This is a genomic window from Adlercreutzia sp. St.1H8 (assembly GCF_059728655.1).
Map to the genome: position 1 here is coordinate 2,379,400 of NZ_AP039376.1, position 18,115 is coordinate 2,397,514.

Annotated in this window: 16 protein-coding genes and 1 tRNA gene; 2 read left to right on the top strand and 15 right to left on the bottom strand. The window is 69.9% G+C overall.

What is annotated here, in order from left to right; all coding sequences use genetic code 11:
* Positions 1–47 precede the first annotated feature (47 nt).
* The 4 genes from AC6I0Y_RS09405 to AC6I0Y_RS09420 all read right to left on the bottom strand — a co-directional run bounded on the left by AC6I0Y_RS09405 (position 48) and on the right by AC6I0Y_RS09420 (position 4,828).
* On the bottom strand, positions 48–1,202 hold the full coding sequence (locus tag AC6I0Y_RS09405; RefSeq protein WP_201751045.1) for a helix-turn-helix domain-containing protein: 1,155 nt from the start codon (positions 1,200–1,202) through the stop codon (positions 48–50).
* Between the two features lie 123 nt (positions 1,203–1,325).
* Complete coding sequence (locus tag AC6I0Y_RS09410) at positions 1,326–1,523, bottom strand: hypothetical protein (RefSeq protein WP_160710250.1); 198 nt, start codon at positions 1,521–1,523, stop codon at positions 1,326–1,328.
* 1 nt (position 1,524) lies between these two features.
* A complete protein-coding gene (locus AC6I0Y_RS09415; protein WP_160710249.1) occupies positions 1,525–2,307 on the bottom strand; it encodes a hypothetical protein in 783 nt (260 codons plus the stop codon).
* Between the two features lie 448 nt (positions 2,308–2,755).
* A complete protein-coding gene (locus AC6I0Y_RS09420; protein WP_497731291.1) occupies positions 2,756–4,828 on the bottom strand; it encodes an elongation factor G in 2,073 nt (690 codons plus the stop codon).
* Between the two features lie 427 nt (positions 4,829–5,255).
* Here AC6I0Y_RS09420 and AC6I0Y_RS09425 point away from each other — a divergent pair, with 427 nt between their 5' ends.
* Positions 5,256–5,756 (top strand): response regulator transcription factor, encoded by a 501-nt coding sequence (locus AC6I0Y_RS09425; protein WP_497731293.1) that lies wholly within the window; start codon positions 5,256–5,258, stop codon positions 5,754–5,756.
* A gap of 36 nt (positions 5,757–5,792) precedes the next feature.
* Here the strand turns inward: AC6I0Y_RS09425 and AC6I0Y_RS09430 are convergent, their stop codons facing one another.
* The 6 genes from AC6I0Y_RS09430 to AC6I0Y_RS09455 form a co-directional block, all read right to left on the bottom strand.
* Complete coding sequence (locus AC6I0Y_RS09430; protein ID WP_160710075.1) at positions 5,793–7,088, bottom strand: amidohydrolase; 1,296 nt, start codon at positions 7,086–7,088, stop codon at positions 5,793–5,795.
* Between the two features lie 164 nt (positions 7,089–7,252).
* Positions 7,253–7,328: transfer RNA gene (locus AC6I0Y_RS09435), tRNA-Ala, on the bottom strand.
* 132 nt (positions 7,329–7,460) lie between these two features.
* Positions 7,461–8,321, bottom strand: coding sequence for a P-loop NTPase (locus tag AC6I0Y_RS09440; protein ID WP_497731297.1), 861 nt, complete (start codon positions 8,319–8,321; stop codon positions 7,461–7,463).
* A gap of 153 nt (positions 8,322–8,474) precedes the next feature.
* Positions 8,475–8,774, bottom strand: coding sequence for a CDP-alcohol phosphatidyltransferase (locus AC6I0Y_RS09445; protein ID WP_160710073.1), 300 nt, complete (start codon positions 8,772–8,774; stop codon positions 8,475–8,477).
* A gap of 217 nt (positions 8,775–8,991) precedes the next feature.
* The gene (locus AC6I0Y_RS09450) at positions 8,992–9,897 is read right to left on the bottom strand and encodes a homocysteine S-methyltransferase family protein (protein ID WP_497731299.1); all 906 of its coding nucleotides are present in this window, start codon (positions 9,895–9,897) and stop codon (positions 8,992–8,994) included.
* A 97-nt stretch (positions 9,898–9,994) separates the two neighbouring features.
* The gene (locus AC6I0Y_RS09455) at positions 9,995–11,368 is read right to left on the bottom strand and encodes a U32 family peptidase (RefSeq protein WP_497731302.1); all 1,374 of its coding nucleotides are present in this window, start codon (positions 11,366–11,368) and stop codon (positions 9,995–9,997) included.
* A 769-nt stretch (positions 11,369–12,137) separates the two neighbouring features.
* On the opposite strand from AC6I0Y_RS09455, the gene AC6I0Y_RS09460 reads away from it, so the two are divergent.
* Positions 12,138–12,845: a TetR/AcrR family transcriptional regulator gene (locus tag AC6I0Y_RS09460; RefSeq protein WP_497731305.1), complete on the top strand. Its 708-nt coding sequence runs from the start codon at positions 12,138–12,140 to the stop codon at positions 12,843–12,845.
* 239 nt (positions 12,846–13,084) lie between these two features.
* Here the strand turns inward: AC6I0Y_RS09460 and AC6I0Y_RS09465 are convergent, their stop codons facing one another.
* The 5 genes from AC6I0Y_RS09465 to AC6I0Y_RS09485 all read right to left on the bottom strand — a co-directional run bounded on the left by AC6I0Y_RS09465 (position 13,085) and on the right by AC6I0Y_RS09485 (position 18,042).
* Positions 13,085–13,882, bottom strand: coding sequence for a hypothetical protein (locus AC6I0Y_RS09465; RefSeq protein WP_497731306.1), 798 nt, complete (start codon positions 13,880–13,882; stop codon positions 13,085–13,087).
* Positions 13,879–14,634 (bottom strand): ABC transporter ATP-binding protein, encoded by a 756-nt coding sequence (locus tag AC6I0Y_RS09470; protein ID WP_497731307.1) that lies wholly within the window; start codon positions 14,632–14,634, stop codon positions 13,879–13,881. The genes AC6I0Y_RS09465 and AC6I0Y_RS09470 overlap by 4 nt, the downstream gene beginning before the upstream one ends.
* 553 nt (positions 14,635–15,187) lie before the next feature.
* Positions 15,188–16,693: a cysteine--tRNA ligase gene (gene cysS, locus AC6I0Y_RS09475; protein WP_497731309.1), complete on the bottom strand. Its 1,506-nt coding sequence runs from the start codon at positions 16,691–16,693 to the stop codon at positions 15,188–15,190.
* A gap of 250 nt (positions 16,694–16,943) precedes the next feature.
* The gene (locus AC6I0Y_RS09480) at positions 16,944–17,564 is read right to left on the bottom strand and encodes a hypothetical protein (protein WP_497731311.1); all 621 of its coding nucleotides are present in this window, start codon (positions 17,562–17,564) and stop codon (positions 16,944–16,946) included.
* Positions 17,503–18,042 (bottom strand): RNA polymerase sigma factor, encoded by a 540-nt coding sequence (locus tag AC6I0Y_RS09485; protein ID WP_497731314.1) that lies wholly within the window; start codon positions 18,040–18,042, stop codon positions 17,503–17,505. Before AC6I0Y_RS09485 ends, AC6I0Y_RS09480 begins: the two co-directional genes overlap by 62 nt.
* Positions 18,043–18,115: the final 73 nt, after the last annotated feature.

Consider the following 18,115-nt stretch of genomic DNA (forward strand, 5'->3'; position numbering starts at 1 on the left):
CGAACCGCGTGCGCCGCCATTTGTGCCGTTGCACAAAAAATAGTGAGTTAGTCAGTCATTGAATATGCCAAAACGAGGAGGGCGGCCAGCTCCCTGTCGGATACGTCGGGCAGGGCCAGCTCCTCCCGGATGCGCCGCAGACGATAGCGCACCGTGTTGGGATGCTGGTAGAGCGCCTCGGCCGTGGCGCGCACCTCGCCGAAGGACGCGGCATAGGCGCGGGCGGTGGCGGCAAGCTCGGTGCCGTGGGCTCGGTCGTACTCGTCGAGGAGCGATCGGTAGAGCTGCGCCGTTCCGGCGAAGAGACGGTCGGCCGACGCCGCGGCGCGAAAGGCCCCCAGGCCCAAGCTCGCCCAGCGAACGACCGGCCTCCCCTGGTCGCAGGCGGCGTCGAGAGCCGTACGCGCCTGGCGAATGGCCAGGTCTCCCTGGCCGAGGGAGACCTCCTGGCTGACGCCGCAGCGCAGGCGGCCCGCCGCCTCTATGCGAGCCACCAGGTCGGCCTCGGACCGGGCGATGGCGCCGCGAGGCGGCCGGTCGTAGGAGACGAAGGCGAGCAGCTGGTCGCGGTAGCGCACGACGCAGGCCTGAACGACGCTCGCCTGATTGCGCTGGAAGTCGTAGAGCAGCGCGCCGAGCTCGCCCTGGAGCGCCGAGAGCATGCAACCGTCGGGCGCCAAGGGGCGGGCCGCCAGGCACTGCACCGTGGCGCCGGTGGTGCGCGCCACCTCGAAGAGGCCCTCGCGCACATCCGCATCGCCTCGCGGGGCGATGAGCGCGTCGATGAGCGCGTCGCGCTGGGACTGGGCCCGATCCTCGGCCACCAAGGCGAGGACGGCGGCCATGAGCCGCTCGACGAAGTGCCCCTCGTAGAAGAAGACGGGCACGCCGCGGGCGGTGCTGAGCTCAGCGGCCTCCGCGCTGATGGCGTCCATGGCCACCGGCTTGATGACGAGGGCCGCGACGTCTCGCTCGATCATGGCCCTGACGGCCTGGTCAGCCAGATCGGGGTCGCGCTGGGCGAAGCCGAGCGAGGTGAAGATGAACTCGCAGGGGGTAAAGGAGTCGTAGTCTCCCCAGAACGGCTCGAAGTCGAGAATGCCCGCGCCGGTAACCAGGCGCTCCTCGCAGCCCTCGCAGGGAGCGGCCAGCCAGATATCCTCGAATATCCCCAGGTTCAGCACGTCTTTCACCGTGACCACGATCCGCACCTCCTCACACGTCATCAGGACATGCCGCCATGGTACGCCAATCCCCCGACGAGGGCCAGAGAGCGCCCCGGCCGGGCGGGCGCCCCTTGGGGAGAGCCCGCCCGAAACCGCAGCCTAGCCCTCGTCCAAGACGCGCAGGACATCGGCCAGCAAGACGAGCCCCTCCTCGTCAGCGATCAGGTCAAGCAGGACATCGGTGAGAACCGCCTGGCCGATAAGCGATCGGCACGGGCAGGATCCGAGCAGCCAGTCGGTCTGACCCGGGAAGGGGGCGGTCGGCCAACCGGGCGCGCAAGCGCAGTCGTAGGTCATGTCAGAGCACCTCCAGAAGTCGAGCGGATTCGACCTGGGCGCCAAGCAGGCTCACCCAGGCGTTGTAGTTGAGCAGGCGAAGGCAGGCGTTCCCCGTCGTCGGAGACCGACACGCAGGAGCGGAGGGCACCGGGCGCGGCGCAGGCGGCGGGGCAGCCCGCGGGGAGAACCCCCGGCGCGTGAGGGCCCAGAACAGGGCGGCGGCCACCTGCAGCGCGTCATCGGCCGACTGCTCGCACGGCACCCAGAGGGGCCGCGCGAGCACCTGCCCCCAAGCCTCGTCGCCCCAGGCGCGCAGGCTCGCCCCAAGGGCGGCGGGCGCCCAGGGGACATCGGGGCCAAGGCCCTCCAGCAGCCGCGCGGCGTCAGGAGGCAGGGCGCCCCAGGCCGGGCCGCCGCAGACGGCAAGCGCGTCGGCGGCGGCCGAGGCGGATGCCAGGGAAACTTGCGCAGCCCCCATGCGCCGCATGAGGGAGCCCGACGGGCCCAGGGCGCGAAACGACTCGAGCGGCAGCACCACCTGGCCGCCAGGAGAGGCGCCCTTCCGGGCGCGCAGGGCCTCCATGGAGCGCAGGGCTGCGCGCACGCGGGAGACGAGGGGCCGCAGGCGCCGGGCGCCCAGGCGCGCGGGATCGACCGACCAGCCTGCCTGGTGGCGCAGAACGGCGCAGCAGAGCTCCTCCGGATCGCAGGAGCAGAGGGCCTCCCCCACGGTGATGAGGCTCCCCCTCGGGCTGGCAAGACGGGTTTTGGGCAGCACGGTATTAGGACGCGGGTGCGCCATGGTAAATCCCCCCTTCGGAAGGTTCCCTGGATGAGAGAGGATCTTGCAAGCGTGGTAAGGACGGGGCGGGAATCACGACGTCTCGGTGGGCACATCCCCCAGAGGGACGGCGCTTGCACTGGCTCTGCTTTGACTGCAAGCAGTATACCATAGAATCAGAACGTTTGTTCTGTAAAAGAACAGGCAGAAAGCCTCCGGGGCCACCCTGCCGTAAATCAGACGCCATCAGGGGAAACGCGCCGCCTCCCCCAACCGGCGCCCAGCCTAAACGTCAACGCGCGCGAAAAGCCCCTCCCCGCACGCCGGGGCGCCCGCGGGGAGGGCGCCGGCGCCCCCGAGCCGCCCCGCGCACGCAAGGAGGCCGGGATCTCGCGAGCCCGACCTCCGCATAAGCCGTCTTGCTCAAGTCTCCCGCCGCCAGCGCCTTCCGGCCGCAGGAGGCGCGTCGCTAGTTGCCAGCGGCGCGAGCGGCCTGGTACTCCTCCACCAGCCGCTTGGTCACGTCATGGGGAGCCTCCTCGTAGCCCTCCACCGCGATGGCGTAGGAGCCGCTGCCGCGCGTGAGCGAGCGCAGGTCCTTCGTGTAGCTGACCACCTCGGCGTAGGGCACGCGCACCATGATGACCGTCTCGCCCGCGTCGTTGGAGTCTGTGCCCACGATGCGGCCGCGGCGCGTGGAGATGTCGCCCATGATGGCGCCGGCGTACTCCTCGCCCACCACGATGTCCATGGTGGCCATGGGCTCCAAGATCACCGGATCGGCCTTCTCGCACGCGGCGCGGAAGCCGATGCGGGCCGCCGTCTTGAACGCCATCTCATTGGAGTCGACGGAGTGGTAGGAGCCGTCGTACACAGCGCACTTGATGTCCACCATGGGATAGCCGGCCAAAAAGCCCTCGCGCATGGCGTCCTGCACGCCCTTGTCCACCGCGGGGATGAGTCCGTTGGGGATGGCACCGCCCTTGATCTCGTCGACGAACTCGTAGCCCGCGCCAGGATTGGGCGAGAGGCGCAGCCAGCAGTCGCCGAACTGCCCGGCGCCGCCCGTCTGCTTCTTATGGCGCCCCTGGGCCTCGGCGGTCTTGCGGATGGTCTCGCGGTAGGGCACGCGCACGGGCACAAGCCGCGCCTCCACGCCGGTCTGGTCCTTGAGGCGCGCCATCAGCATGTCCACCTGGGTATCGCCCATGGCGGTGAGGATGGTCTGGTGCGTGTCCTCGTTGCGGGAGATGCGCACCGTGGGGTCGGACTCAGCTGCGCGGGCCAGGAACGTGCCCAGCTTGTCCTCGTCCTTCTTGTTGACCGCCTCCACAGCCACGGGGTACTGCGGGGTGGGCGTGGGCAGCGGCATGACGGAGATCTCGCCGGTCTGCGAGAGCGTGTCGCCCGAGCGCGTCTCCCCGAGCTTCGGCACCACGATGATGTCGCCGGCCTTGGCGCTCTTCACGTCCAGGGGCTCCTTGCCCATCATCACGTAGAGGTGCCCCAGGCGCTCCTTCTTACCGGTGCGGTAGTTGATGAGCTCCATGCCGGGCTCGAGCACGCCGGCGATCACCTTGAGGAAGCTGAGGCGGCCGACGAACGGGTCGGAGAGGGTCTTGAAGACGAAGGCGGCGGGGCGCTTGGACTCGTCCACGCGGATGGTCTCGCCGTCGGCCATCTGGAAGCGGCCGTGGCTGCGCGGATGCGGGAAGTAGGTGCAGATGTCCTCCATGAGGCCCTGGACGCCCTGCATGATGATGGTGGATCCCACGAACACGGGGATGAACAGCTCCTTGGCGATGGCCTGGTCGAGCAGCGACTCAAGCTCAGCCTGGGTGAGCTGCTCCTCGCCGTCGAGGTACTTCATCATGAGCTCGTCATCAGCCTCGGCCACCAGGTCGCAGAGCTTATCGCGGGCCGCCTGGGCCACGTCGGCGTACTCCCCGGGGATGTCGGTGACGACCTCCTCCAGGCCGTCGCCGTCATGGAAGCGGGCCTTCATGCGGATGACGTCGATGACGCCCTTGAAGTCGGACTCGACGCCCATGGGGATGGTGACGGCGCCCAGGCGCGAGCCGAAGCGCGCGTGGAGGGTGGCCATGGCCGTGTCGAAGTTGGCGTTCTCACGGTCGATGTGGTTGATGTAGACGGCGCGCGACAGGCGCATGTCCTCGGCCTCACGCCACAGCTTGGTGGTCATGACCTGCGGGCCGGCGACGGCGTCCACCACGAACAGCGCCATCTCGGCAGCTTGCATGGTGGCCAGGGTGTCGCCGATGAAGTCGGGGTGGCCTGACGTGTCCAGCACGTTGATCTTGTAGTCCTTGTAGGGGATGGGGGCAATGGAGGTGCCGATGGTGAACTTGCGCTTGATCTCCTCGGGGTCATAGTCGAGGTAGGACTTCCCGTCGTGGGTCGTGCCCATGCGGGGGGTCTTGCCGGAAACGTAGAGCATCGCCTCGGCGAGCGACGTCTTCCCGGCGCCGTCTTGGCCCACGAGGACGATGTTTCTGACGTGTTCGGTAGCAGGAGCTGCCATGGTGACCACCAACTTTCAAGTTTCGCCGCCGCGCACCCCTTTCGTGGAAGGCGCGACTGCCCGGGCCTTCATTACGAACTCGCACTCATCGCCCGCGCACGCGTGGGCGACGCCTTCAGTTTAGCGTATCTTCCCTTCCGCGAACGCGGGAGGGGACGGTTTCGAAGGCGACTTGGAGGCTGCTCACCCGGTTTTTCCCTCCGCTCGCAGAGAAAACGCCCCGCCCGGCGCGAAGGCGGGCCGACATCGGGAAAGAAGGAGGCCGCGATGGAGGCGAATTGCCCCGACGCTCTTGCGCTCCGGGGAAAGATCGCTATCATGCCCGTGTCTATCTGCGGAAACGTAAACGGGCGTTTGCACCGTGCCCCTCGCAGAGAGACGGCGGGGCCGAGGGCCTCGCCCGCCAGGCGACCGAAGGGGTGATGACATGCGCGACACCGGGGAATCCGCCCACCTGCCCGTAGCCCTGACCCTGGCCGGGGCGGCTGCGGGGGCGTTCGCCGCCGCGTGGCTGGCCTGCTGGGCGCAGAGCCGGCCGGAGGGCGCGGAGGCCGGCGAGGCAGGCGCGAAGGCGCCGGCGGCCCGAGGGGCGAGCGCGCCGCCCGGGGCGGCGGCCGTTGGAGGAGCCTCCTGCGCCCCTGGCGCCGGGATGCCGCCCGGCACGCAGGAGGCGTTGAGCCGGCTGCGCTCGGCAGAGAGCGCCGTGTTCGACGAGCTCCAGCTTTCCGCCCACGAGCGCTGCATCGGCCGCCACGTCATGCGCGGGCTCACCTATCGCGAGATAGCGGGGCGCGTCTACCTGGCCGAGCGCACGGTGAAGTACCACGCGCGAAGCATCTACGCCAAGGCGCGCGTGGGCAACCGCCGGGCCTTCGAGGCCTACGTGAGGGAGGCCGTCAGCCGCCTCCAGGACGAGCGCGGCGCCTGAGGGCGCGGGCCCGCGCCTGGCCGCCGCGCGCCTTCCCTACAGCTCGGCGATGATGCGGCGGGTGCGAGCCGCCACCTCGGCCTTGGCGCGCTCGACATCGATGGTGGGCCACACGCCGTCGCGGTAGACCACCCGGCCGTCGCACATCGTCAGCACCACGTCCGCGCCGTCGCCGGCGAACACCACGTTGTAGTCCGGCGCGGTCATCGGACACCACTGCGGCCCGGTGACGTCGAGCACGCACACGTCGGCGCGCATCCCCTCCTTCACGAGGCCGCAGTCCTCGCGGCCCTGGGACAGCGCGCCCGTGCGCGTGGCGGCCGCCATCACCTGGCGCGGCTCCACCACGGCCGGATCGAGCGCGGCACCCTTGTAGACGAGCCCCATGAGGTACATGTCCTGGAACAGGTTGTGGTTGTTGTTGGACGCCATGCCGTCCGTTCCCAGGCACACCTTGACGCCGGCGTCGAGCATCTGGGGGATGGGGGCGAAGCCGCTCCCCAGCTTGAGGTTGGAGGCGGGACAGTTGGCCACGAACACGCCGCGGTCGCGCAGGATGGCGATGTCGCCCTCGTCCACCCACACGCAGTGAGCGGCGGTCACGGCGCCGTCAAGCACGCCGAGGGAGTCGAAGTAGGCGATGGGGCTCAGGCCGTCGTGGCGGCCGCGGCACTCCTCCACCTCGCTCTTGGTCTCCGAGGCATGCAGGTGCACCCGCAGCCCCTTCTCGCGGGCGATGGCCGCCACCTCGGCGCACACCTGGGGGTTGGAGGTGTACTCGGCGTGGATGTTGTAGTCGATGCGGATGCGCCCGTCAGCCGAGCCGTGCAGGTCGCGCACGAGCTCCTCGTTGAGCGCGCACTGCGGGTAGTCGGCGAAGGGCTTGGGCTCGAAGGCGAGCAGGCCCTCGCTCAGGTTGGCCTTGAGCCCGGCCTCCGTGACGGCCTGGGCGCGCTCGCGCGTGGCGTAGTACATGTCGGAGAAGCTCACGCCGCCGTAGCGGGCCAGCTCGGCGCAGGCCAGCAGCATGGCCCAGTAGTTGTCCTCGGGGGTGATCTTCGCCTCGAAGGGCCAGCACTTCTGCTCAAGCCACGCCTGGAGCGGCAGGTTCTCCGCGTAGCCGCGCAGAAGCACCATGGGGGCATGGGCATGGTCGTTGTAGAGGGCGGGCATGAGCAGCTTGCCCGCGCCGTCGTAGGCCTCGCCGTAGGACGCGGCATCGGCGGGCGCGGCGTCGCCCACGTACGCGATGCGGCCGTCCCGCACGCCCACCCAGCGGTCGGGCTGGTAGGCGAAGTCCTCGTCGAGGATGGCGATGTTCTTGAACAGCATGGGCACTCCCCTTCCGTAGCGTGCGCGTCGGACGATCCCGACGCCTTCTTCCGCCTTCGCGGTCAGTTATCTATAGGACAAAGTCTAATACTTGCCTACGCTGATGCGCGCGGCGCAGACGAAAAAAGAGGCGGCTGACTTGCGTCAACCGCCTCTCTGATAAGTGGTGGAGCCTAGGGGGATCGAACCCCTGACCTCATGGCTGCCAGCCATGCGCTCTCCCAGCTGAGCTAAGGCCCCGTAAAAGTGCGAGGACTATATTAACAGAAGGAGCGTCGGGCGCAAGAACTTTTTCGAAAAAGTTTTGCGCGCGGCGGCGGGTATCCGAGTCGGGCGCCCACGCCTCCTCCTGGAGCCTCGCGGCACGTGGCCCTAGGCCTCGGCCTTCTCCTTCGTGATGGCCTCGATCTGGTCGATGATGCCGTCCAGGGCGCCCTCCACGTCGTACTCCTCCACCTTGCCGGCGTCGACGAGGCGCGCGAAGCCCGGATCCATCGGCAGCGTGGCCACCGCGGGGATCTCGTACTTCTCGGCCACGGCCGCGCCCTGGGGCTCGCCGAAGATGTGGTGCTCCTTGCCGCAGTCGTCGCACTTGAAGTACGCCATGTTCTCCACCAGGCCGATGACCGGCACCTCGAGGGAGCGGGCCAGGTTGACGGCCTTGCCCACGATCATGGCCACCAGCTCCTGCGGGGCCGACACGGTGACGATGCCGTCGACGGGCAGCGACTGGAACACGGTGAGGAACACGTCGGAGGTTCCCGGAGGCATGTCGACGAACATGTAGTCAACCTCGCCCCAGTTGACCTCCTGCCAGAACTGGCGGATGGCGCCGGACACCACCGGGCCGCGCCAGGCCACCGGCAGGTCGTCCTGCGGGAGCATGAGGTTGACGGACATGACCTCGATGCCGCTCTCGGACACCGACGGGTTGATGCCGTCCTCGTCGGCGGTCAGATGGCCGGTGATGCCGAAGGACTTGGGGATGGACGGGCCGGTGACGTCCGCGTCCAGGATGGCCACCTTGTGGCCGCGCTTGCGCATCTCGGAGGCCAGCAGGCTCGTCACCAGGGACTTGCCCACGCCGCCCTTGCCGGACACGACGCCGATGACGTTCTTGACGGTGGTGCGCTTGTTCGTCTCAAGGGTGCTCGGGCCGGCGCTGGCCTCGCGGTCGCCGCAGCCGGACACGCCGCAGCTGGAGCACTCGTGGCTGCACTCTTCTTCTGCCATGGTTCCTTCTTTCCTGAGCTTCGCCGCGGACTCGTCTTGACATTCCGCGGACTCTGTCGTTTGCCAGCAGGCATCATAGCATAAGGCATGAGAAAGGGGCGGCTCGCCCAGAGCCGCCCCTCGGCTGCTTGGCTATTCAGTTGTGGGAGAGGGCTACTCGGGCTTCTCGGAGGCGAAGAACACGGCCTCGTCGAAAAGACCGCTCACGCTCTTGCCATGGAGGAAGGGGAGGTCGAGGAACTCGCTCAGGGTGGGAACCAGGTCGCTGCAGTCGACGTAGTGACCCTTCTCGTTGAGCTCGGCAGTGTTCTGCACGCGCCAGTAGCGGTCGTTCACATCGGTCAGGTAGTAGGTAGCGCCGTCGACGTCCATGTACACCGAGTGATGGGCGTGCAGGTAGGTCGGCAGCTCATCGTAGGATATCTCCAGCGACTCCGTGGATTTGACTCCCATGACGGTTCCCTTTCCCTAGGAAATATGATGGCTCCATCATACCAAGAAGGGCCCCTGTCAGCGAGCAGAGCGCTCAACAATCTCGCCACGGCGCCGGGCGGGGCGCGGAGACCGGGAAGCGCGCTAAGCGGGGCGCGGGCCAGGGGGGAAGCCGGCGCGGGCGGGGCGCGGACGACCGGGGGGGCGCTAGGCGGTGCGCGGACGACCGGGAAGCGCGCTAAGCGGGGCGCGAGCCAGCGGCCACGAGGGCCGCGAGGGCGGCAAGGTGGGCGGGGGTGGTGCCGCAGCAGCCGCCGACGATGGCGGCGCCGGCCTCGAGGATGGGGGCCATGGCGGCGGCGAAGTCCTCGGGGCCCACGTCGTAGACGGTCTGGCCGCCCTCGAGGCGCGGCAGGCCGGCATTGGGCTTGACGATGAGCGGGCAGCCGAGCAGCGGGGCCATGGCCGCCGCCAGAGGCGCAGCCTCACGCGGGCCCACGGAGCAGTTGAGGCCCGCGGCGTGAACGCCCCAGCCCGTGAGCGCGCGGGCGGCGTCCTCGGGCGTGACGCCCATCATGGTGCGCCCGCCCGCGCCGAAGGAGAGCGTGACGAACACGGGCAGGTCGGTGACGTCGAGCGCCGCCCGCGCCGCCGCCTCGGCCTCCCCCAGGTCGGTCATGGTCTCCACCACGATGACGTCGGCCCCGGCCGCCTCGGCGGCGCGAGCCTGGGCGGCGAACAGGCCGGAGGCGTCGTCGGGATCGAGGTCGCCCCAAGGCTCGAGCAGCCGGCCGGTCGGCCCCAGGCTTGCGGCCACGTAGCGCGGCTCGGCCGCGCGGGCGCAGGCCACGGCCGCCGCGAACACCTCGTCGACGGAGAGCCCCGCGTCGGGCTTGAGCGCGCTGGCGCCGAAGGTGTTAGCGGTCACCAGCTGGGCGCCGGCCTCCACGTAGGCGCGATGGACGGCGGTGACGGCCTCGGGGGCGGAGAGGCTGAGGCCCTCGGGCGGCTCGCCCGGAGCGAGCAGGCCCGTGCGCTGGAGCATGGTGCCCATGGCGCCGTCCTCGACGAGGGGGGCACGACCCTCTAAGACGAGGGCCAGGTGCTCGTCGGCGACGGTGCGGTGGGAGAGGTCGGTGCTCATGGGGTCTCCTTGGATGATCGAGCGAAACAGCGCGAAGGCGGGCGGAGCGGCGTGCCCAGAGGGGGCCTTCGCCGCCGAGACAGCGGCATGCGGGGCATCAGCCATGGCGAGCGGATCGCCGGAAGACGCGAGCCCGCAGGAACGCGCCGGGCGGCACGGGGTCGGGCGTCGTGATGGCATAGAGCGCACAGGATCGGTTGGCCGCGGCCACAGGCTGCGGCGCAGGGGCCGGATCGTCCTCGTCAGGCTCGGGAAGCCAGGTGAGATCGCGCACCACGAGCGGCCGCACGGGAACGCGCGGCGCGAGAACCTCCAGCTCGTCGCGCTCGGAGAACCGGTTGCGGCACCGCACGGTCATCCGGTAGCGCGGCGCGGTCGCGTCCGCGTCCGCCGCACGGCGCGATGGCCCCTCGCACGGTGCGCCGCCCGCAGGCGCGCTCCCGGCAGCGCCCTCGACACGCGACGCGACCCCCTCGCCCTCGCAAGGCTCGCAAGCCACCACGTCGGCAACGTGCATGGTCTGCTGCTCGTAGCCATCGTAGGCGCACGCCTGCTCGGCCTCGGCGAAGTAGAAGCCGGTGCCGTAGGGGCGATGGCTCACGGCCAAAAGCTCGTCAGCGACGGCCTCGAACGGCTCGCCGTCGAGCACGCGACGGTAGGCGCCCACCACGGTGGCCACGTAGAAGGCCTTCTTGTTGCGGCCCTCTATCTTGATGGAGTCCACGCCAGCATCCGCCAGCTCGCGCAGGTGGGCGAGCATATTGAGGTCCTTGGCGTTCATGATGAAGGTGCCGCGGCCGTCCTCCTCGACGGGAAAATGCTCACCGGGGCGCTTCTCCTCCTCCAGCGTGTAGCTCCAGCGGCAGGGCTGGGTGCAGTGGCCCTGGTTGCCGGAGCGGCCCGTGAGGTAGCTGCTGATGAGGCAGCGCCCCGAGACGGCCATGCACATGGCACCATGGGCGAAGGCCTCGATCTCAAGGTCGGGCGGGGCGTCCTGGCGTAGGCGGGCTATCTCGGCGAGCGACAGCTCGCGGGCGCACACGACCCGCGTGGCGCCCAGGGAATGCCAGACGCGGGCAGCTGCGGCGTTGGCCACCGACGCCTGGGTGCTCACGTGCAGCGCGACGGCCGGCGCGTGCTCGCGCGCGAGGACGGCCGCGCCCAGGTCGCCGATGATGAGGGCGTCGGCACCGGCGTCTTGGACGGCACGCAGGTAAGCGGGCAACGCGTCTAGGTCGTCGGGCATCATGAGGACGTTGCAGGCCACGTGCACGCGCACGCCGGCCTCGTGGGCGACGCGCACGGCCTCGGGCAGCTCGTCCAGGGCGAAGTTGGCAGCCCGAGCACGCATGCCGAAGCGATCGGCGGCCAGGTACACGGCGTCGGCGCCGAAACGGACGGCGGCACGCAGCTGATCCATCCCCCCGGCGGGGGCCAGCAGCTCCATCGGTATGCGGTCGGACGAGGTCATGGGTGCCTATTATAGCGACGACGCGGCGAAAGGCACCGCGCGCAAGGCGCCGAAGGAGCCGGCCGGCCCCTCAGGGCCTCCGCGAAGGCTTCGTGCGAGACGGCGCGGCCGCTTCTGCCAAAATCGAGCCCGCGAACCGCAATGACCGCCCGCCGAAAGCTCACCGAGGCTTTCGGGGAAAACGCCCTCTGCGAGCGTGACGAGTGATCGAGGATTCGGAATTGGCGCCCGAAAAGAGCTCGCAACCTTGTTTTTGGCAGAAGCGGCGCGTTGAAAACGCACGGGGGGGTCGGCGCGGAGGCGGGCGTGCGGCGCGGGGCTGTGCGGGCGCGGGCAGCCTGCGTGCCGTCCTCGTCCTGAGCGGCGCCCCGCGCGCGTGCGAGCGTCTCCGCTGGAATGTTTCACGTGAAACATTCTACGCCATGCCCCGCGCGTACGAGCGTCCTGCCCCCGCGCGCGTGCATGCGAGCATCCCCATGCCGTTGTCGCGGGCGACCTCCACGCACTCCGCCTCCCTCACATACGAGCGCCTCCATCGGAGGTGCCATTAGGTGTGACCCTTTGACCAGCCGGAAACGCACGACAGGGGGAGTCGGCACATGGATGGTGCACGGCAGGCGCAATCAGCGCGCCGACGGCCTGCGGCGAGCACGACCGATGCGACTCCGCGCAAGCGACCCCCCTTCCGCGATCGGGTCAACGAGCTATGATGGAGCCGAGCGCTGACCTGCCGGTCAACGCCGCCCTCCCCCGACCCCGAGGAGCCCCCATGAACCGAAGCGACTACCCCGCCGCGCCCACGCCCGGCACCGCACCCGCGCCCACGGCCGGCGTCGCGGGCGCGTCCGGAGCGCCCGCGTCCGCCCCACGCCGCGGCGACTTCGACGCGCTGCCGCCCGAGCGGCAGGAGGCCATCATGCGCGCGTCACTCGAGGGGTTCGGGCGTCACGACTACAAGAGCGCCCGCACCGCCGACATCGCACGGCGCGCCGGCATGTCAAAGGGGCTGCTGTTCTTCTACTTCCGCGATAAGCGGTCGCTCTACCTGCGTACCCTGGACTATCTGACCGACCGCATCATCGAGCTGGTGGTAGACGAGGACTTCTACGCCATCGACGACTTCTTCGACCTGATGCTCTACGCCGGCGAGCAGAAGGTGGCCAGCCTGAGCCGCTGGCCATGGGCGCTCGAGTTCGCGGTGCGGGCCTTCTACGCTGACCACCGTGACATCCGCCAGGCCGCGGCCCAGTGGACGAACCACCAGGTCGACGTCATGTTCGACCGGTTCTTCAAGAACGTGGACTTCAGCCGCTTCCGCGACGACGTGGATCCGCGCGAGGTGCTCGACATGCTCATCATGCTGGGCGACGGCTACCTGCACCAGCGCCTCTCCAGCCGCGAGCCCATCGACCTGGACGCGCTCATGGACGCGTACCGCCGCTGGTGCGAGATCCTGCGTGGGTGGGCGTACCGCTAGGCCTCGGCTTTTCGCCGCCAATCTGCAAATTCGAACGGTTTTGCACCCTGCCGTGCGGCAAAAGCCCCCAAGATGCCGGCACACGCAGGCGCGTCCAGGGGTTTTGCGGCCGCGGCGGCTGAATCAGCGGCAAAGAAGGACGCTGCAGAGTGCAAAACCGTCCGAATTTGCGCGGCAAGCTCAATTTTCCGAGGCACGACGCCTCGCCAAGGCGCCGCGGGCGGCACCGGCCGCAGGCGCTACAGGCTGAAGTCGCGGCGGGCGAAGGAGACGACGGCCAGGGCGTCAAGCGCCGCCGCGGCTGCGGCGAGCAGGGCGGATCCGACCAAGGCTCCCGCGTCCCCCGCCGCCAGGCCGTAGGGATCGAACAGCGCGAAGGGCGACAGGTCGGCCGCCCAGGCGAGTCCCTCCCCCACCGTGCCGATGAGCCCCACGAGGAAGAACAGCACGCAGGCGCCGGCGCCCACCCCCAGGCCGAGGCCGGGGCGCTGGAAGGCGCAGGCCGACGCGAGGCAGACCGCCGACGCGAACAGGCCGAGGGCGAGCAGTCCCGCATTGACGCGAGCCAGGCCGGCATGGTCGAGCTCGCCGGGGAACAGCGCCTCGCAGCTGATGACCTCGCCCGCCCAGCAGAACCCCACCAGGAGGGCGACGGCGGCCGCCTCCGCCGCGACAAGCGTGAGGGCAAGTGCCGTCCGCGAGCGCGGAGCGGCCAGCAGCCACGCGAGCGAACCGTCCCTCTCGGGCCCCACCACCAGGCGCTGCGCCAGGTAGACGGCCAGAATGACCAGCACGATGGTCAGCAGGAAGCCGTAGAGATAGTTGACGAGGAAGTCGAGCAGCGTGGCGGCGGCGTTGGTCATGTTGAAGGCCGCGAAGAGCTCGGGCATGGCCTCCTGCATGAGCACCAGGCTCTCGCTGACGGCCGGGTCGTAGAGGTAGGCGACGGAGGCGACGTACATGACGGCGACGGCCGCAAGGGCTGCGAGCACCGGGGCGACGCCGCGCAGGCTGCGCGCGAGGAGGGCGGGGATCATCGGGGGCCTCCCTTCTCCGGCGAGGCGGGCTCGGCGGGCGCCTCCCAGTGGCGGTCGAGGGCGTCGGCGCCGTAGAGGCGCTCGAGCGTGGCGTCCAGCGTGAGGTCAGCGGCGGGCGTCTCCGACGACAGGCGGCCGCGGCGGATGAACACCGCGCGGTCGCAGATTCCCTCCACCTCGCCGAGGACGTGGGATGACAGCAGCACCGTGGCGCCGCGCTCCCGCTCGGCCCGCACCAGCTCGACGAAGCGGCGCTGCATGAGCAGGTCGAGGCCGCTCGTGGGCTCGTCGAGCAGCAGCACGTCGGGCGCACCCATGAAGGCGGCCACGATGCCGAGCTTCTGCCGGTTGCCCTTGGAAAGCGAGCGGATGCGAGCGCGCGGATCAAGCTCGAAGAAGGCCGTGAGCTCGTCGCGGCGGCGCCGGTCGGACGCGCCGCGCAGGGCCGCCATGAAATCGAGGAAGGCCGCGCCAGTCAGGTCGGCGGGGCATGCCAGCTCGCCGGGCAGATACCCCACGCGCCCCTGGATGGCGGCGTGGCGGGCGAAGCAGTCCAGGCCGCCGATGGACACGCTGCCCGCATCGGGCCGCACGAAGCCCATGAGCAGCCGCATCGTGACGGACTTGCCGGCGCCGTTGGCCCCGAGGAAGCCGACGACCTCGCCGCGGCCCACCGCAAGCGACAGGTCGAACACGCCTCGGCCGCCGCCATAGTCCTTGGTGACGCCGCGCAGCTTGATGACCGGATCCATCGCATCCTCCCTCCCGTGGCGCCCCGTCGGCGCCCTCGCCATGAGACGATACGCCATTGACCCGATTGCGGAAGGGGCCTTCTCGCCGCCCTGGGAAGAAACGCGCTGCCTTCGCGGCGTAACGTGGCAAAAACCGGCGACCTGACGACAAGCCTGCGGAGCAGACGATGTCCCGTTGACCCGATTGCGGAAGAGGTCGTTTCGCACGGCCCCACGGACAAAATGGTCAAAAAAGCCGACCTGACGACATCCGCGCGAGAGACGCCGCCCAGCCCTCGCGAAACGCGCCTGGTCACACGCGAACCCGATCCCCACCGCTCCGCCGCATGGCGAGAAACGCGCGGGATCGCCCCTCCCCCGTCGTCAAGTCGGCTTTTTTGACCATTTTGCACCGCAGTTTCGCACAGGCGGAGCAGGGGTGAACGCGGATAGCACGCGCGGGGCGCCCGCAACACGCGGGGCCCCGCCGCCGAAGCAGCGGGGCCCCGCGAAGGAGCCTGCCCGCGACCGCAGGCCGCGCGAGCCCGCGCAGGACCCGGGCCGAGGCCCGGCGCTATCCCGCGTAGGTCACGCGGGCACCCTGGGGGGTGTCCTCGATGGTGAAGCCGAGGGCGGTCAGGCCGTCACGTACGCCGTCGGCCACGGCCCAGCTCTTCTCCTTGCGAGCGCGGGCGCGCGCCTCAAGCAGCGCCTCCACCGCCTCCATGGCATCGGCGCCGCCGTACCCGGCGATGTCGGCCGCCAGCTCGATCACCTCGGGCGGATAGGCCGCGCCCCCGCCCTGCTCGTCGGCGAGCGCAACGCCCAGCACGGCCAGCAGCTCCACGACGGCGTCGCGCGCGGCCATCGCGGCCTGCACATCCGCCACCGAGAGCGATTTGTCCGCCACCGCAGCGTTTACCTCGCCCACCAGCGTGAACACGGCGCCCAGAGCCGCCGGCGCGTTGAAGTCGTCGTCCATGGCCTGAGCGAACGCCTCGCGCGCGGCCGACACCTGCGCGCCCAGAGCCGCGGCGTCCACCACGTCCGGCGCGCCGTCCTCGGCGGCGCCCGCCAGCCAATCCACGTTCTTGACCGCGTTCTCGATGCGCGTGAGCGCGGCGTCGGCCTCGGCCAGGCGCTCCTCGGAGAAGTCGAGCGGGCTGCGGTAGTGGGTCTGCAGCATGAGCATGCGCAGGGCCGCCGGGCGCGTGGTGTCGAGCACCTCGTGGAGCAGCATGAAGTTACCGAGCGACTTCGACATCTTCTCGGCGTTCACCTGCAGCATCCCCGAGTGCATCCAGTGGTTGGCGAAGGTGCAGCCGCACGCGGCCTCAGACTGGGCGCGCTCGTTCTCGTGATGGGGAAAGGCCAGGTCAGAACCGCCGCCGTGGATGTCGAAGGGCAGCCCCAGGTACTTGCGGGACATGGCCGAGCACTCGATGTGCCACCCCGGGCGCCCCTGCCCCCAGGGGCTCTCCCACGAGGGCTCGCCAGGCTTGGCGGCCTTCCAGAGGGCGAAGTCGAGAGGGTCGCGCTTGCGATCCTCCAGGCCCTGGCCGTCGGCGCGCAGCTCGCGGTGGCCGCCCTCCATCTCGTCGATGTTGCGGCCGGAGAGCTCACCGTAGCCCTCGTAGGAGCGCACGGCGAAGTACACGTCGCCGTCCACCTCGTAGGCGTGGCCGCCGTCGATGAGCGTCTGCACCAGCTCGATCATGGCGGGAATCTCCTCGGTGGCCTTGGGGCGCACGTCGGGGTCCTGCACGCCGGCCGCGTGCATGTCGGCGATGAACGCCTCAGTGTACTGGGCGGCCACCTCAGCGGCAGAACGGCCCTCCTCGTTGGCGCGCTTGATGATCTTGTCGTCCACGTCAGTGACGTTCTGGACGAAGGTCACGTCGAAGCCGCGCCACGTCAGGTAGCGGCGGATCATGTCGAAGGAGATGAAGGTGCGCGCGTTGCCGATGTGGATGCGGTTGTAGACGGTGGGGCCGCACACATACATGGACACCTTCCCCTCATGGAGGGGAGTGAAGTCCACCTTGCGGCGCAGCTTGGTGTCGTAGAGCCTGATGGTCATGGGATGCTCCTTGCCGTAGTCGCGAATGCATGCGATTGTAGCGCATCCCGCAGGCCGCGGGGGCGACGGCGGCCGCGTCGCAGGCGGCTCGCGGCACGGCGCGGCGCGGCGATGCCCGGGCGGGCGGCGCGCGCAGCGGGCCCGAGCAGGGTGCGGCCCGGCAGCGACGGCCGCGCGAAGGGGAAGGCCCCGGCGCCGAACGGGGCGCGCGGGGCCGAGGGAGGAAATGGCAGATGCCCGGGCGGGCGCGCTAGGCGCGCTCGGCGGTGGCGCGGTAGGCGCCCTTCTGGCCGGTCACCTCGAAGGCATAGGTCACGCCGTCCGCCTCGCAGGTGCCCGCGGCGGCGCCCGACGCCGCCAGCTGGTCGGTGACGTCGACGGGGGCGCCGCCGGCCACGCTCACGTGCACGCGGCCGTCAGAGCCCTCAAGCACGATGGCCTGGATCCCGCCGGCCTCAGCCGAGCCCAGGTCGCTGACCTCGAAGGTGCCCGTGGCGCCCTGGGCGCCCGACCCCGCCGTGGCCGTCGAGTTCGACTGGTAGACGACCTCGCCCTCCGTGGCGCCGTCCGCGTGGACGCTCACCTTGACGGGCTCCGTGGTGTCCTTGACGGTCACCTCCACCGGATCGCCGTTCACCATGACGATGGCCTTCTCCACCCACGTCTCGCCCGTGGCGGCGTAGCACACGCCGTTGCTCACCGCGAACGTCCCGATGAGCGCGGCCATCGCCACCGTCGCGTACCTCAGCGCCAGCGTCGGCGCCTTCTTCGTCTTCTCCATGGGAATGCCCTTAACCTTTCCCAGCAGCTCAGCAGGGGCACGTACCTCTTCCATCATGGCTCGGTACCGGCTCTGGTTGCTCGTCGTCATCCCACGCCTCCTTCAGCTGCTGTCTCAACAGTTTCCGTGCCCGAGTGAGTCGGGTGCGCACCGTGGGCTCCCTGATGCCGAGCACCTCCGCGATCTCGCGCGTGCCGTAGCCCTCGAAGTAGAAGAGGTGCACGACGATGCGGCACTTCTCCGGCAGCGCGGCCAGGGCGTCGTAGAGGCGCTCATGGTCGGGCTCGTCGAAGGCGGGCGGCAGATGCTCGTCGGTGACCTCCTGCAGGCTCACGCGCCGACGCCATGCCGAGCGCCACAGGCTCTTGCACTCGTTCGCCGTCACGCGGATGAGCCAGTGCTTGAGCCGATCGCCCTCGGCATCGGCCGGCGGCTTGGCGTAGAGCCTCATGAACACCGTCTGAGTGACGTCGTCGGCATCGGCCGCGCTGCGCGTCTGGTTGAGCGCGATGCGGTACACCATGTCGCCATAGGCGTCGACGGCGGCGCGATACTCCCGGTTGTCCACGAACGCTCCCTCATCATCTCGGTTGAAAGGCCCTTCACCCGTAATACGCCGCAGCGACGCGAAATGTGCGGGC

Bases quoted from the DNA above. Each gene is read 5' to 3' on its own strand.
- AC6I0Y_RS09450 (WP_497731299.1), bottom strand. From the start codon at position 9,897: ATGAGCACCGACCTCTCCCACCGCACCGTCGCCGACGAGCACCTGGCC.
- AC6I0Y_RS09415 (WP_160710249.1), bottom strand. From the start codon at position 2,307: ATGGCGCACCCGCGTCCTAATACCGTGCTGCCCAAAACCCGTCTTGCC.
- AC6I0Y_RS09460 (WP_497731305.1), top strand. From the start codon at position 12,138: ATGAACCGAAGCGACTACCCCGCCGCGCCCACGCCCGGCACCGCACCC.
- AC6I0Y_RS09480 (WP_497731311.1), bottom strand. From the start codon at position 17,564: ATGACGACGAGCAACCAGAGCCGGTACCGAGCCATGATGGAAGAGGTA.
- AC6I0Y_RS09440 (WP_497731297.1), bottom strand. From the start codon at position 8,321: ATGGCAGAAGAAGAGTGCAGCCACGAGTGCTCCAGCTGCGGCGTGTCC.
- AC6I0Y_RS09420 (WP_497731291.1), bottom strand. From the start codon at position 4,828: ATGGCAGCTCCTGCTACCGAACACGTCAGAAACATCGTCCTCGTGGGC.
- cysS (WP_497731309.1), bottom strand. From the start codon at position 16,693: ATGACCATCAGGCTCTACGACACCAAGCTGCGCCGCAAGGTGGACTTC.
- AC6I0Y_RS09410 (WP_160710250.1), bottom strand. From the start codon at position 1,523: ATGACCTACGACTGCGCTTGCGCGCCCGGTTGGCCGACCGCCCCCTTC.
- AC6I0Y_RS09465 (WP_497731306.1), bottom strand. From the start codon at position 13,882: ATGATCCCCGCCCTCCTCGCGCGCAGCCTGCGCGGCGTCGCCCCGGTG.
- AC6I0Y_RS09425 (WP_497731293.1), top strand. From the start codon at position 5,256: ATGCGCGACACCGGGGAATCCGCCCACCTGCCCGTAGCCCTGACCCTG.
- AC6I0Y_RS09470 (WP_497731307.1), bottom strand. From the start codon at position 14,634: ATGGATCCGGTCATCAAGCTGCGCGGCGTCACCAAGGACTATGGCGGC.
- AC6I0Y_RS09445 (WP_160710073.1), bottom strand. From the start codon at position 8,774: ATGGGAGTCAAATCCACGGAGTCGCTGGAGATATCCTACGATGAGCTG.
- AC6I0Y_RS09455 (WP_497731302.1), bottom strand. From the start codon at position 11,368: ATGACCTCGTCCGACCGCATACCGATGGAGCTGCTGGCCCCCGCCGGG.
- AC6I0Y_RS09430 (WP_160710075.1), bottom strand. From the start codon at position 7,088: ATGCTGTTCAAGAACATCGCCATCCTCGACGAGGACTTCGCCTACCAG.